Below are 14487 nucleotides of genomic sequence, written 5' to 3' on the forward strand. Positions count from 1 at the left end.
ACATCACGACATTGCACTGCCGCGAAGTGTTGATCTGCCAGCCTCATGCGCCTTCGTCCCCTCATGAGAGCTGTCCTGATAAAAACCCAGATGCGCCAGGCCGTTTTTCACTTCCGGCGCATTCATGAACAGATCCCAGATGAGACCGGTGCGATGGTTTTCCATCATTGCGACCACCGGGCCATGATTGATTGCAAGATGCGTTCGGGAGACCCAGCCCGTTGAAGGCTGAAAGGCATCCATCAGGCCGAAGCGGCCGATGAGCGCGCCGTCACGCCATTGCAGGAAGCGTAGCACCGCCTGTTGTGACCGCAGCGGCATAAAAGGCATGCTGGAGAGGGCTGCCGTCGTCGCGATAATACCGTGATCGTTGGTCGGAGAGTTGACCACGTAACCCTTTGGCCCATCACAGGCGGACAGTCCCCATCCGTCTTCGATTGCATATCGGGTTCGGCAGTAGTGGTAGTTGATCTGGCAATGGGCGTGAGCCTGCTCCAGATAATCACGGCAGTAAGCATCCCCCAAGCCTCGTGGATCAAGCGTACAGAACGAGTAGTGCGACAGGAAGAGCGGGCCTCCATATGGCTCGCCAAGCGGCAGCCGCACATCGAGATACTTCGATCCATTCCGGATTGCGCCACGGCGCGCCCACCCGGAATGATAACACTCCGGGCTTATCGGATGCGCAACTGAACCTGCCGCCAGCACATAGCAGACCAAAGCCTCGTTCCAGCCCACAATCGGCAGATTTTTCGCCCAGGCATATCGAGGGCTCCAATGCCAGAAAAGCGGCCCTGTTTCTCCCCTGGTAAACCAGTTCCATTCGACAGCCTCGACTATTTCAGTGATAGACCGGCGCAAACCAATCTCTTCGGATGTCTCTCCGCTGAAGAACTCCCGCACGCAGATAAGCGCCTGAACGAGAAGCGCGGTTTCGACAAGATCACCGCCGTCATCGTATTTCGCAAAGGGTATTGTTTTTCCGCTCGATGTATCGACGAAGTGAGGAAAGGCGCCGTGAAAACGCTTCACTCCAGCCAGCGATTCCAGCATACGGCACGCGCGCGCAATGGCGTCCCGGTTGCTTATCCACGTACGATGAACGCCAACGATGAGCGAGAGGAAACCAAACCCGACACCCGAGATTGAGGTGATCTCATGGATCGGCGAACCGTCGGATCGCATCCGATCCCTGGGCAGCCCGCTCTCAGGATGGCTTCCGGACCAGAAATAGTCAAAGGTGGCGCGGTGCAGGCTATCAAGTTGACCGGGTAATTCGTCTGTCACTTCCAACCTCAAAAGATCCACGGCAGTTGGGAGCAGACCCGTGCCAAGCCTTATCCGACTCGGTTACTATTTCCAAATGCGCAGGAATTCTTCGCCGGGAACGGAGGCCCACATTCGAAAACAGGCTCCGCGACGCCGATGTGGATTTAACATGTCTTTCTACCAAAGCTGAGACCTTGAGAACGACCAATCTTGCTTCACTAGGGTTTTGCGATACCGTCATGAACAGAGGTTTCGCAACGGAGGGAAGATGGGATGTGCAATCACTGCGTGATAGAAGACGTGAAGAAGAACATGCTGTCGCGTCGTATGCTGTTTAAAGGGGCGGCCTTTGCGGGTGTGGCGATGACCGCGGGAAATCTGGCGACACCGGTCCTTGCTCAGGCGGCTCACAAAGTCGTCGATCTCACTCATGTGTACGATTCAACCTTTCCAACATTTGATGGCAAGCCCGGAATAGAATTCGAATGGGCTGCAGATATCGCCAAGGACGGATACCAACTCCATAAATTGACGGTTTTCGAGCACACTGGAACCCATATCGATGCGCCTTTCCACTTCAGCGCCGATGGCGCCAGCGTTGATCAGTTGGAACCCCAAAAACTGGTCGCGCCGCTGGTCATCATCGACATCACCGATCGCGCCAAGGAGGATGCCAATTCGACCATTGAGGCGGCGGATATAGAACGCTGGATCAGCGCAAATGGCGAGATTCCCGCAGGTGCCGTCGTGGCTTTGCGTTCTGGTTGGGCAACAAAGGTTAAAAGCCCCTCCTTCCGTAATGACGACGCTGGAAAATTCGCCTTTCCCGGCTTCGGCAAGTCGGCGACCGATTTACTGCTCGAGCGCGACACCGTTGCAATTGGCGTCGACACGCTCTCACTGGATCCAGGCAACTCTGCCGATTTCGCTGTGCATAATTCGTGGCTTCCAGCCGGCCGCTACGGTATCGAAGGTCTGAACAACCTTGAGGCGTTGCCGATCAAGGGAGCGACAATCGTCGTTGGCGCGCCAACCCACCGAGGCGGGACAGGCGGACCGGCTCGTATTCTCGCGCTTGTTTAATCGTAACTGGTCTCCTGGCGATGAACGACGACTTCCGGAAATAACGCCGCAGAAGCAGGTGCTTGCTTTTGCGGTGGGCTGCCAGTGAACTGCTCGCCAGCCATGATACTTTCCAGAACGCTTTTGAACCGTGTTTTACGACCGCCCTCGCATGCTGTCTGCACAGAACGCCGTGGCAATGATTAGTCTAAGCCCTCCGGAAAATCCGTCGCGTGAAAAACTTGCCGATAACTGGCTGAACTACAGATCAAGAGGAATGTGCCTGGCGCCACTGCGTCAGCCGCGGGCTCTCTTTACGCCGCCCATACCGGTTCATCGAGTCACTGAAAATCCGACAAGCGCTCAAAGCCGCGATTGTGGATGACGATGTGCGATCTCTTCCGGATTGCGGGACGGCTGACCAGTTTGTCAGCGGCAAGGACGCTCTTTCGGCTGCCGACTACACGCGGGTTGCGACAGCCGCTATGTTGGATATACATCCCGGAAACAAAGGCTGACCGGTGGAGCTGTTCAAGCGCCCGACAAGAGAGGATATGATCATGGCTACGAAACCCCGACGACCGTCCAATCCAAAAGACGCGGCCGAGGCGCTGTTCAAACCGGCAAAGAAGGTCGTGGCGCCGGTCGTTGAACGGCCTGCAATCCCCAACACCAGGGAGCTTGTGTCATTGAAGATCGACAGCGATGTCCTCGCGCATTTTCAGGCGGACGGACTCGGCTGGCAAGAGCGCATCAACGATACCTTGCGAGCCGCAATGAATGCGTCCAATTAACATGCTCTCGATGAAAATCGAACCTTCGGCCTTACCGGTTGCGAGCTGGTCGTGAACGAAATCCATCGCCCAGACATCATTCGGGCCGACAGCCGTTTGCCGATCTTCCGGAAGCTTTGCCTTCACCCGCCGCTTGGGTGTCTTGTTACGCAACTGCAGACCCAAGTCTCTGTAAATGCGGTAGGTTCGCTTGATGTTGGTGCCCAATCCGCAAAATAGAACCCGGTCGTCAGCCCGAACAACCATTGGATGGCATTGCCCGGCGGCAAACCGATTTCGTCCAGTTTCTCGAGGTCACCGCGCTCTTCGAGGGTCGCCGTTGTGGCGATGAATCCGTTTATATCCAAGACGCCATCCTAGCGCTCGCCCCCATCAAACCGGCGTGTCCACCATTCTGTGTACTCCATCTCATCGACATCGTGGGGAGCCCGTAGATAAGGATAGTCCCAGTTCTCGTAGCGCAGGGGTTTAAGGAAATCATTGACCGCACGATATGCCAAGGGCACCCGCCCCTTGTTCAAGTCGCCCAGTACAGGCCGTTCACCCGCCTGGAAAACGACGCCACCCTCATAGGGATGAAGGACGATCTCTTCTCCGAGCACCTCTCTCGCCTTCTCAAGACCACCGACGCGCTCAAGCAACTCATCATTGACGGCTGTCAGCCAGTTCACGTCACGGATCACATCGGTGCGCTGTGAAATGATTAATCCAAAACGGATGCCATCTTCATAGAGGAGGCCGGGAAATCTGCGGAACAGTGGATAGGCCCGTTCGGTTGCACCTGTCGCATAGGAATAGAAAAAAAGCGACATCCCCGACACGGCGTAAAAAACCTGAAGGTCACGGCAGGCGTCAACGAAGAAACGCACGACACCTAGTGGATCTAGCGATAGTTGCGACAACCTCGTCTGGTACATCAGGTGCCCAGAGCCGCCACGATACCCAATGCCGGGAAGAAGCGCTGTCAAATAGTCGTGTACCGGATCGGTCGACCGCAGAGCTTTGGCAGGCATATGTCTGATATAAAAGCCTGCTGTCTCCTTCTCATCAGCGTAATTGCTCTGTGCTAGATGCCGCTCGATGTCATCTCTCGAAGACACACGGCGCGAACGCTCACCAACCGTCAGCAGATTGGTGTTTCCTTTCGTAAAATCGTAGTAGCGCAACGCCAGATCAAGCGCCGCTCGGCGTGTCCGCAGTGTTTCACCATCCGCAAAATAGAACCCCGCCGTCAGCCCGAACAACCATTGGATGGCATTGCCCGGCGGCAAACCGATTTCGTCCAGTTTCTCGAGGTCACCGCGCTCTTCGAGGGTCGCCGTTGTGGCGATGAATCCGTTTATATCCAAGACGCCATCCTAGCGCTCGCCGCCATCAAACCGACGTGTCCACCATTGCGTATACTCCATCTCATCGACATCGTGAGGCGCTCTCAGATAGGGATAATCCCAGTTCTCGTAGCGCAGGGGTTTGAGGAAATCATTGACCGCACGATATGCCAAGGGCACCCGCCCCTTGTTCAAGTCGCCGAGCACAGGCCGTTCACCCGCCTGGAAAACGACGCCACCCTCATAGGGATGGAGGACGATCTCGTCTCCGAGCACCTCTCTCGCCTTCGCAAAACCACCGACGCGCTCAAGCAGCTCATCATTGACGGCTGTCAGCCAGTTCACGTCACGGATCACATCGGTGCGGCGCAATATTTCTAGGGTGAAATTACTGCCATCTTCGTAAAGGAGGCCCGGAAACCGACGGAACAGAGGATATGCTTTTTCAGTCGCACCCGCCGCATAGGAATAGAACAAAAGCGACATTCCCGAAACGGCATAAAAAACCCGGAGATCACAGCAGGCGTCAACGAAGAAGCGAGCCACGCCAGCTGGGTCGCGTGATAATTCCGATAGCCGTGTCTGATGCATCAAGCGCCCATTGCCGCCGCGATAGCCGGCGCTTGGAAGAAGGACAGTAAAGTAGTCATGGACCGGATCGGTCGAACGCAGCGCCTGTTTTGGCATATGCCTGATATAGAAGCTCGCAGTCTTCCCCTCGTCAAAATATTCATCTTGTGACAGATTTTGCGCAACGTCTTCCCGTGAAGAGATGCGACGTACACACTCGTTAAAGGACAACAAATTTGTGTTGCCCTCCGCTAGGTCGTAGTAACTTAGCGCCAGATCGGCCATGGCTTGGCGTGTACGCCGTGTTTCACCACCCGCAAAATAGAACCCCGATGTCAGCCCGAACAACCATTGGATGGCATTGCCGGGCGGCAGGCCGATTTCATCCAGTTTTTCGAGCTCACCGCGCTCTTCGAGGATCGCCATCGTGGCGATGAGTTCGTCTATATCCAAGAAACCACCCTAGCGCTCTACACCATCAAACCGGCGCGTCCACCATTCGGTGTACTCCATCTTATCGACATCATGTGGCGCTCTAAGATAGGCGCGCTCCCAGTTCTCATAACGCAGGGGCTTGAGGAAATCGTTGACCGCACGATATGCCAAGGGCACCCGCCCCTTGTTCAAGTCGCCAAGCACAGGCCGTTCACCCGCCTGGAAAACGACGCCACCCTCATAGGGGTGGAGGACGACCTCGTCTCCCAGCACTTCTCTCGCCTTGTCAAGACCACCGGCGCGCGCGAGCAGCTCATCGTTGACGGCGGTCAGCCAATTCACGTCGCGGATAGTGTCCGTCCTGTCTCGTATGGCCAATCCGAAACGTGCCCCATCCTCGTAAAGCAGCCCGGGAAACCTGCGAAACAGAGGATAGGCTTTTGCCGTTGCGCCCGACGCATAGGAATAGAAAAAGAGCGACAAACCCGAGACCGCGTAGAAAACCCGCAGATCGCGGCAGGCGTCAACAAAAAAACGGATCACGCTATCCGGATCGCGCGACAGCGCCGATAGCCTCGTCTGGCACATGAGGTGTCCATTGCCACCGCGATAACCGGCGCCGGGAAGAAGGGTGGTGAAGTAGTCGTGAACCGGATCGGTCGAACGCAACGCCTGTTTTGGCATATGCCTCATGTAAAAACTCGCCGTCTCCTTCTCGTCGTAATATTCACCTTGCGACAGGTATTCCTCGATCTGTTTTCCCGCCGAAAGACGGCGTGTCCGCTCATTAAACGACAATAAATTGGTGTTTCCCTCGGCGAGATCGTAATAACGCACTGCCAAACCGAGCATGGCTTGGCGTGTTTGGCGCGTTTCTCCGTCGGCAAAATAGAACCCTGATGTCAGCCCAAACAGCCATTGGATGGCATTGCCGGGCGGCAAACCGATTTCATCCAGTTTTTCAAGTTCACCGCGCTCTTCGAGGATCGCCATCGTGGTGATGAGTTCGTTTAAATTCATGATATATCCTACTTTATCGGTATCGGGCGGCCGGGGAATCGACGACCGGGTAAGGGCAGCCAGATCGGATTCTCAAGACCTTTCCGAAGTTCGCGCCACAGCCTCTCAGCTTCCCACTGCCGCTCCTGTTCGCGCTGCCTTACAGCTTCCTCACAATTGTCGCACTCGTCCAGCACGACAAACTCACTGTATTCAGCGCCGTGCCGGTCAGCGATATCTTCATATGCTCTGGCCTTCGCCGCATCGTTTGGAAACTTGTCCCCCGGAAACTTCATATCATACATGTGGGTCATCTGGCCGTTCTCGACTTTCACCACATCCAGCCAGCGGGAGCCACGCACGTTGAACCATCGCGTGCCGCCCCAGGGCGCCCGACGGGGAACCTTCGGAATGTCGTGTTCCTCTCCCTGCAGAATGATATTGCCGGGCGGTTTATCCGGGAATGTATTGTTCGGATTGTTCGGGTCCCAGAATCCAAGCTCGGAAATATAGCCGTAGTTAGTGCGCGGATCTCCCACGGGCATGCTGCTGCCAAGAACCGTGTTTGGATATTGTGCCTGGATCGTTGCATCGACACAGCGCTGATAGCGCCCGGGGCTCGACTCGTCGTCGCGCGGTAAAACCTGATCGATCCATTCAAGACCCTCGGTAACGCTGTTTCTCGGACGATGCAGCGCATAACAGCGGCAGCCCACTTCACACAGGTAACGCTCAGGATCACCTTCGGGCAGATCGGTTTTGTAACCTCCGACCGATACGGTGTTGCCCTTGTTGAGGAGCATCTTGTCGGTAAGGCGCGTCACTGCGCGGCCTTGCATGAAGACGTTGGGGGACCAGGAAAGGAAGGTGGCCTGATGCAGATGCGTGCCGGATTTGATCCCGCCGGACGAACCGGGTTCATCGCCGATCGATTTGGCGAACCGGGAGCCGCGCACGCCATTCATCGCCCCGCCATGCGAGAATACCGTGGTCGTCCCGTCGGCAAGATCGCGGGCAAATGCGGTATTCGTGTATGGCACCGGCACAGGCTTGGGCGGGGTCAGGCAAACATCCGGCAAGGTCGAGCGGACGTAGCCATTGGAGTTCTTGTGGCAGAGCGTAATCCCGTTGATGCGAATTGTTTCCTTCATGCGTCTACCCTACCGGTTTTCATGTCGCGCTGGACGCTCTCCACAATTGTTGCCGCTCTCAGCCCGTCGCGGGAACTGGCCGACAGAAGACTGTAGCGAAACTCTTCGCCGTCCGGTTCGGCATTTTCCCTGCGCGATCCCGGCGCCGGCGCAAGTGCAAGAGCGGCCATCACAAGCCCGCTTGCCGCCCCGAGGTCACCGAGCTGAAGCGCCGGGATTTCCGCCCTGTCGGCCAGCTCGGCCATTTCCGCGGCATTGGTTGTGATCGCATAGCCAAATTCCTCAGCGCGTACGCGATCGCCATTGAGATCGACAATAAAGCGATCAGGAGAAAAGCCTCCTTCGAGGAGCATCCCATAACAGCTCGCAAGGGCGCGACCCATCAATCCTCGCTCGGGATCAATCGGGCTTTCAGGCTCTTCCATGGTAGAAAGGCGCGCAATTCGACCGAGCCGCACATCATTTTCCGGCCCAAGTGCCAACACGGCCGCAGCTTCGCCGGGAACCATGCCGTAAGGGTTGTCTCGTGTCAGCAGTTCACCGTGATAGGCCAGACTGTCGAGCATGTCTGAGTGGATATAACTGTCAACGACGGCAACGAGAACAATTCTCCCCGTTCTCCTCACGATTTCCGGACAATCCCTGCCAACAAGCTGCAGGCTTTCAGCCTGTCCGCCGAAGGAAACGGAGAGGCTCGTCACCTGCGGCAGAGGGGCCTGGTGGAGCCTGGCATTAAAGTCCTCGGCGACAGGTCCGCCTTCCATCCAATAGGGCAGCAGCAGAAGCATCGCATAGTCGGCGCTTTCCTGTCCGCGCTTCGTCAGCTGCGCAACGCAATCGGCAAGCGCGCAGGCAAGTAATTTTCGCAGCCGCTCGACATAGTCCCGCTCTTCCGTCAACGGAAAGACCGCCGCAAGGGTTGGTGGTCGCCCGTCCGCCATCACCAGGCTGCGGTCCTTCTCGGTGAATCTTTCGCCGCTCGAATAGGCGGCAATTGCCGTTTCAAAGTCTTTGCCCGCCGGACACGTCAGGCCGGCCGCCAGGATTGAAACCGCCGTTCTCATGCGACAACTCCGGCCATCTGCCTTAGTCGGAGAAAAGAGACCTCGACATCCTGGTCGCGCCCGCCACATGGCACATGGGCATTCCATACCAGATCCACGAGACGCTCATCGCCAGTGATCTCCACCTGAACGAGCCTGAACCTGTGCGTCAGCGTCTTTCCGGCAATACGCGTATCAGCTTCGAGGATACATTGCGGCAGGCGAAATGTATAACCGCCTTCCGGATGAAGCCCTTCCAGTCGTACCGGCTCACCGCCGCGCAACTCGCCGGAATAGATTTGATCGATCGGCGCGGTCTGGTGGAAATTTTCGGAGAAATCCGAGGGCAAAAGCGGCGACCTGTTTTTAATCCAAGCGTCATCATAGGTGCCAGCGTGGATACGCCGTGCTGCCCAGGCAGGCTGAATCGCGCCAAACCCGACCGGCTGCGAAAGCGGTCGACCTGGTTCGAAGACATCCGCAGGGGCTGCAATCTGGGGCATATCTAGTTCCGCGCCCTCCGGCGCGCGCTCAAAATGACCCGACCAGCCCAAGCCGATCGGATTGGCGTCGCACTCGGCGCCCTCATCGTCGGCAAAGGGATCATTCCCGCCCAATGACCGCGTCCATGACAGTTCGGTGCGAGCGACGCGATCCTTCTCGGCAATCTCCCAGCCACGCCTTTTTTTGACCATGCACCCTCTGCCCGTAACGACGGCCTGCTTGGTCAATGTACCGACACCAACGGTGACGTCGATACGGTCCACCGGCTGCTCGTCAGGCGCAACAGCTGAGCCATGAACGAGAATATCGGCAGCGGGCCTGAAAGGGGCGAAATCGGCATCTGCAACAAGCTCGCGTGCCTCTGCATCACGGTAGACGGGAGAGAGCCGGATGGGCTGCGGCTCAAGCAGGTCGGTCATGCCGTCCGGACGCGCGCGAAATCGTCCGCGCACCGCGACACACCAATATTCCTTTCCATCGCGGTCGCGAATGAAATAGCCGTCCGCGGAGAAAGGCGTGTTGTTGCTGACTGCCCACATGCCGGTCAGTTCAGATCAATATAGGCGGCGTCCAGCGCGATGTTCTGGCGAGCCGTCTGGATAATTTTCTTGCCTTCCACCCTGACGACCCCATCAGAGCCCAACGTGATACGAGCGTCGCCGTTGCGGATCGTCATCGTCCCGGAACCGTCGAACTCGATCATCGCCGCAAGCTTCAGCAGCTTACCCCAGGCGTCCTCCGATAACGGGAGCATTTGTCCCAAAAGCACCTTGCGATCAGGGATTTGGTTCATATCGTGCGAACTCCTCTCAAAAATGATCCAGGTGGAAGGCCGTTCAAAAAATGTCCGGCTGTTCTGTTAAAACCTAAGCGGCTCATTTCAGTTGGTCCACCAAACCGTCGCCGATGACACGAGTGACGAAGTCCGTATGGATCATCGTTGCAACATCCGTCGGCGCAGCAGGGAACGCCGTCACCGAAGCAACCGCAGCAACGATGCCCTTCTTGACGTTCAATACGGTCTTGGCGCGTATCTTCTGGCCGCTGCCTTGCAGGGTGACGATATCGATGAAGCCTCGATCAACGTCACCGACTTTCTCATCCGGAACGAAAGTCACGTCCTGATCCAACTTATAGCCCACATCCGGCATCAAGTTCTGCAGCTCGATTTCCACCACTTTCGCGGCGAGCTGCCGCAGTTGTTCGTCAGTAGGCGATAGGTCCGACTTAGGTGTTGGGAAGATAAACAGCGATACGGCAGCGTTTCCGTCAGGATCATTGGAATTTGTGAACATCGCCCCGGTATAGGACGGATTGGGATCGCTGTTCTGCGTCAGTTTCTTCCATCCGTCCGGCAGGCGTGCGGAATAAACGGTACCACCGCTGGATGGCAGCTCCTGCGAGTGCATCGAGCCATCAATGCTGTCAGTCAATTCGTTATCAAGCTTCAGAGCGCCGAAAAATTGCGCGATCTGGGGTTCGACGCGGGCAGCCTCCTCTTGCGCGTAGCCAGCGCGCACGATGAGCAGAGACTTGTCATCGCGCCAGACCGCCACCCTCTCACGGCGGTTGAATCCATTATCCGGCCCGAGGGCAAACACATCGCCAGCGTCGCGACCATATTCCTTCATCGCAGAGACCGAAGGCGCCCATTCTTTTGCAAAGAGCCGGGCGTAATCAACCCCACGCGCAACCTTTTCCGGTTTGATCTCCGCGGTGATTATCTGGATTTCAAAATGATCGCGATTGGCGGGATCATAGCCAATCGACTGCAGGGTGACGTTGTCGAAGGTTTCATACTTATCCCATTCGGACAGTGCCCGCTGCTCCTTGAACCACATAAAGCTATCGATCTTCACTGAGTGAAAGTTAAGATCCCTGGCTTCCTGAAATGTATATGGCTCCGACGCCTTCGCTGTGCTGTCGAGGGTCAAACGGCTTGTATAATCTTCAGCCATAACATCCAATCCAATTGCGGTCGTCATTAAAACCATCGCCGAAAAAGACAGTCGGCGCAGCACCAAAAATAGAGACTTCAACGTTCGGTTCTCCGTATCATTTTCCCTGCCATCCCTTGATGAGGTCTGCGGCCTTATCAAGACCCGTCAGTCCGCCAGATACTTTCGCACCGCCGCCCAGGCCGAATCCAAGTTTTGCGCCAACTTCGGCGCGCGCCTTGCCATTTTTCACACCTGCTTCCGCAGATGCCTCAGCCTGAGCCCCAACAGCTCCCTGCAACTCACCGCCGAGACACACGCCAATATCCCATTTGTCCTCAATGAGTTGGTTGTGCTCTTCAAACAGCCAGTTCCACGCTTTGATGACAGGATTGCCAACACGGCTTGGCGTCAGGCAGAGTTCTCCGTTGACTGAGCCCTCAATGACATTCGCCTTGGCGGCAAGTTTCAGTGTCCCCGTTACCTCTTCCGGGTTACCGACAAAAGCAACCTCACCCTCCACCTCTCCTTTCAGCACCGCGCCTTTCGCGGCTCCGGAGATGACCTGGTCCTTGAGAACTTCAACCTTGCCCTGAGCAGCGGCGGCACTGGCTTTTGCGCTCAATTTGGCGTCAATTCCGCCTTTGGTGATAGAGAACCCGGCCTTTCCATCACCTTCTCGTGCCCCGAGCTTGTATTCTCCCGAAGCCCAATCCTTTGCCGGATCGCCAAAGCTGTCTCCAGCCACCTTCTTATCGTGTTTCCACCAGGTATATTCGGCAACCTGGAAATTGCGTTCCTTCCATTTACCCCGCCAGTCGGTGTCATGAGCGGTCTTTCCATCCGGGTTGCGGCGTGTGTAGCCCGAAGCAAGATACTCCCTGACGCCGCGTTGATATTTCTTGCCGATGCCGGCGTCCTTATAGTCCTGGCTTAGTTCACCAAACTTCCAAGCGCTGGCGCTTTCCTTGTTCTCGTTTTCACGCTCGTTCTGAGGAAGGAGTTTGTTTGCGCTGGACGACCGCCCGAAAAGCACGGTCTCGTCGACAGCGGGTATGTATTCGCATAATCCGCCGTTGGAATTGAACGACGGCTGGGGAGCATCCGCGCGAAATGGCGGCGTGATCCCCGGAGACACCGGAAAAAACGGATGACGCTTGAATGTCGACAGGTCGGTTTTCAACATGTCCAGGACATTGTCGTCGTCATATGCGGAAAAAGGCACCCCCAGCATACGAGACGGCGGCAATCCTGATGGTTTCTCAGCCATGGCCTACACTCAGTTCTGCGTAATCTGGTCGGCTTGGAAATGAATATGCTTGCCTTGAATCACGATATGCCCTTCGCGCGACATCGTCAGCATCGAATTCTCTCCTACTTTGATCGTCAATTGTTCGCCCACCCTGATGTTCATGATGCGCCCGATATCCGTGTCGGAGCGCCCCCGAACGATGACACTGTGAGCTTTGCCGACCGTTGTTTGATAGGTGTGTCCAACAACGGTTGATTTGGCCCCGCCGACAACCTCCGAGGAACCAATACCGACGACCTGCGAGTGATTTTTCTCGACGAAAAGCTGGAAATTCCCTTTTGCGAAATTGAAAGGGTCCGGAATTTTGAGTTTACCCAATGCCGCGCCAACCTTGTCGAAAACAAGCTTCGTCTTGTCCCTCAAAAGGTTTGACAAGGCATTCTCGCCTACCGCAATCGACATATTGCCCGCGATAACCTCATCATGATCGCCACCAACTTCCGTCGATTTATCGTTGGCCACGAGTTCCGATTTGTCGTGCCCCACGCGCTTGGAATAATCATTTAGAATTTCAAAGTTTGTATCCTTTTGAGCGTGCAGAAATACCTCTTCCTGTTCTGCTTCATCCTCAAACCGCAGTTCATTAAATCCAGCCCCCTTGTGTGTATTGGTCCTGAAAGTGCTCCGCGTCTTATTTGCCGGTAACTCATAGGGCACCGTCTGGCGTGCATTCGGCACCACACCGGTCACCAGCGGACGGTCGGGATCGCCGTCCACGAAGGCAACCATCACTTCCATGCCGATGCGGGGAATGATCTGGCCGCCCCAGGTGGAGCCCGCCCAATTCTGCGCCACCCGCACCCAGCACGTATCGGTTCCATCCTTCTTCGCCTTGCGGTCCCAGGGAAACCACAGCTTGATACGGCCATATTGGTCGGGATGGATTTCCTCGCCTTCCGGACCAGCGACGATCGCCACCTGCGTGCCTTCGATGCGCGGGCGTTTTGTTGACCGATGCGGTGTCAGCGGCACGCGGGCGGGGATCGCCTCGAAACTGTTGCGGTATTCCGGCTCGTTGCCGTTTGTTTCATAGGAGAGGTCCACGATGTTGTGGCTCGCACGGATGATGACATGCTCTTCATACGCATGTTCGGGGTGGGCGACCTCGTATGGGGTAAAGCGGCGGCCCGCTTCCAGAGTGCGCGAGGTGGATGCGCCGAACACACGGTCATGATCAGCCTCGATCGACTGAGTGCGCAGTTTCTGCGCCCGCTCCGCCTCTTCCACCGTGCTGATCCGGGCCGGATATTCATAAAGCTCGCGCTTGGTCGCATCCGGCATCTGCACCAGCGATGGCGTCATCGTACCAGGCACCATGCCCGGCGTCTCGAAGTTCCAGTCGGCACCGGCCCGCTGGCCCGAAACGTAGGAAAAGCGCCGCGCCCAGTCATTGATGTGGTTGCGATCCGAAGACCCCTGCGCCAGACGCACCGTGCCCTCGCCCTGCGCTGAAGCAGACGGGGCAAGCCAGCCGCTGGCGCTGTCGGCCACATGCAGCTTGTGGGAACCATCCTCATGGGCAAACCAGTAGAACAGCCCGTCCTCTTCGAAACGACGGGTGAGATAATCCAGGTCGGTCTCGTTGAATTGCACGCTGTAATGCTGTGCCGGCGGCGGCGAGATGATGCCTGATGTATCGGGAGCGGGAATGCCGTGTTCGGAAAACAGCGTCTCGACGATCTCGATCGCGGTCTTGTCCATCCAGATGCGGCAATCGGAACGGCGCGACAAAAGCCACATTTGCGGCCGGATGGTCAGCGCATAGGAGCGCAGCCCGCGGGTGATCGGCGGTCCCTCATGCAGTTCGGTCACCAAGCCGTTGAAGGGGCGGCGGGTACCGCCGCCGTCTTCACCATCTCCCTGGCTTACCTCCACCGAGACATCAACCAGCCGTCCGATCAGTTCTTCGGGCTTGACCGCGTCTTTCTTTGCCCGCACCGTCAGGCGGATATCGAAGAGTTGCGACACGCCCTCATCGACCGACAGACGCTCCGGCAGCAACTGATCCTCGCCGAGCGGAGACTTGACCTTGAGAACGCGGCTGGCCTGAACGAAATCAGCAGATGAAGGTTGATCGGTCATG

At 56.7% G+C, this 14487-nt stretch carries 13 protein-coding genes and 1 pseudogene; 2 read left to right on the forward strand and 12 right to left on the reverse strand.

The window, feature by feature from the left end; genetic code table 11:
- Positions 1 to 3 precede the first annotated feature (3 nt).
- Positions 4 to 1185 (reverse strand): glucoamylase family protein, encoded by a 1182-nt coding sequence (locus tag JZX89_RS13855; RefSeq protein ID WP_207134415.1) that lies wholly within the window; start codon positions 1183 to 1185, stop codon positions 4 to 6.
- Positions 1186 to 1542: 357 nt separating this feature from the next.
- On the opposite strand from JZX89_RS13855, the gene JZX89_RS13860 reads away from it, so the two are divergent.
- Together JZX89_RS13860 and JZX89_RS13865 are read left to right on the forward strand one after the other, a co-directional pair.
- Positions 1543 to 2352 (forward strand): cyclase family protein, encoded by an 810-nt coding sequence (locus tag JZX89_RS13860; protein WP_174374417.1) that lies wholly within the window; start codon positions 1543 to 1545, stop codon positions 2350 to 2352.
- Between the two features lie 539 nt (positions 2353 to 2891).
- A complete protein-coding gene (locus tag JZX89_RS13865; RefSeq protein ID WP_207134416.1) occupies positions 2892 to 3125 on the forward strand; it encodes a BrnA antitoxin family protein in 234 nt (77 codons plus the stop codon).
- A 30-nt stretch (positions 3126 to 3155) separates the two neighbouring features.
- Here the strand turns inward: JZX89_RS13865 and JZX89_RS13870 are convergent.
- From JZX89_RS13870 to tssI, 11 genes and pseudogenes are all read right to left on the reverse strand, one after another.
- Positions 3156 to 3335 (reverse strand): annotated as a pseudogene (locus JZX89_RS13870) (IS3 family transposase); the annotation flags it as partial.
- A 146-nt stretch (positions 3336 to 3481) separates the two neighbouring features.
- A complete protein-coding gene (locus JZX89_RS13875) occupies positions 3482 to 4474 on the reverse strand; it encodes a type VI immunity family protein (RefSeq protein ID WP_207134379.1) in 993 nt (330 codons plus the stop codon).
- A gap of 9 nt (positions 4475 to 4483) precedes the next feature.
- Entirely contained in the window at positions 4484 to 5476 is a 993-nt protein-coding gene (locus JZX89_RS13880) for a type VI immunity family protein (RefSeq protein ID WP_207134380.1), read from the reverse strand.
- Positions 5477 to 5485: 9 nt separating this feature from the next.
- On the reverse strand, positions 5486 to 6478 hold the full coding sequence (locus JZX89_RS13885; protein ID WP_207134381.1) for a type VI immunity family protein: 993 nt from the start codon (positions 6476 to 6478) through the stop codon (positions 5486 to 5488).
- A gap of 8 nt (positions 6479 to 6486) precedes the next feature.
- The gene (locus tag JZX89_RS13890) at positions 6487 to 7608 is read right to left on the reverse strand and encodes a DUF4150 domain-containing protein (protein ID WP_207134382.1); all 1122 of its coding nucleotides are present in this window, start codon (positions 7606 to 7608) and stop codon (positions 6487 to 6489) included.
- Positions 7605 to 8672 carry a hypothetical protein gene (locus JZX89_RS13895; RefSeq protein WP_207134383.1) on the reverse strand — a complete coding sequence of 356 codons (1068 nt, stop codon included), beginning with the start codon at positions 8670 to 8672 and terminating at the stop codon, positions 7605 to 7607. The genes JZX89_RS13890 and JZX89_RS13895 overlap by 4 nt, the downstream gene beginning before the upstream one ends.
- A complete protein-coding gene (locus tag JZX89_RS13900) occupies positions 8669 to 9694 on the reverse strand; it encodes a DUF2169 family type VI secretion system accessory protein (RefSeq protein WP_207134384.1) in 1026 nt (341 codons plus the stop codon). The genes JZX89_RS13895 and JZX89_RS13900 overlap by 4 nt, the downstream gene beginning before the upstream one ends.
- A 5-nt stretch (positions 9695 to 9699) precedes the next feature.
- The gene (locus tag JZX89_RS13905; protein ID WP_207134385.1) at positions 9700 to 9948 is read right to left on the reverse strand and encodes a hypothetical protein; all 249 of its coding nucleotides are present in this window, start codon (positions 9946 to 9948) and stop codon (positions 9700 to 9702) included.
- A gap of 82 nt (positions 9949 to 10030) precedes the next feature.
- Positions 10031 to 11194 (reverse strand): hypothetical protein, encoded by a 1164-nt coding sequence (locus JZX89_RS13910; protein WP_207134386.1) that lies wholly within the window; start codon positions 11192 to 11194, stop codon positions 10031 to 10033.
- Positions 11195 to 11210: 16 nt separating this feature from the next.
- Positions 11211 to 12362, reverse strand: a complete 1152-nt coding sequence (locus JZX89_RS13915) for a hypothetical protein (protein ID WP_149900668.1) — start codon at positions 12360 to 12362, stop codon at positions 11211 to 11213.
- A 9-nt stretch (positions 12363 to 12371) separates the two neighbouring features.
- The gene (gene tssI / locus JZX89_RS13920; RefSeq protein WP_153517072.1) at positions 12372 to 14486 is read right to left on the reverse strand and encodes a type VI secretion system tip protein TssI/VgrG; all 2115 of its coding nucleotides are present in this window, start codon (positions 14484 to 14486) and stop codon (positions 12372 to 12374) included.
- Position 14487: the final 1 nt, after the last annotated feature.

It is taken from the genome of Agrobacterium burrii (assembly GCF_017313405.1).
Taxonomy (GTDB): Bacteria; Pseudomonadota; Alphaproteobacteria; order Rhizobiales; family Rhizobiaceae; genus Agrobacterium; species Agrobacterium burrii.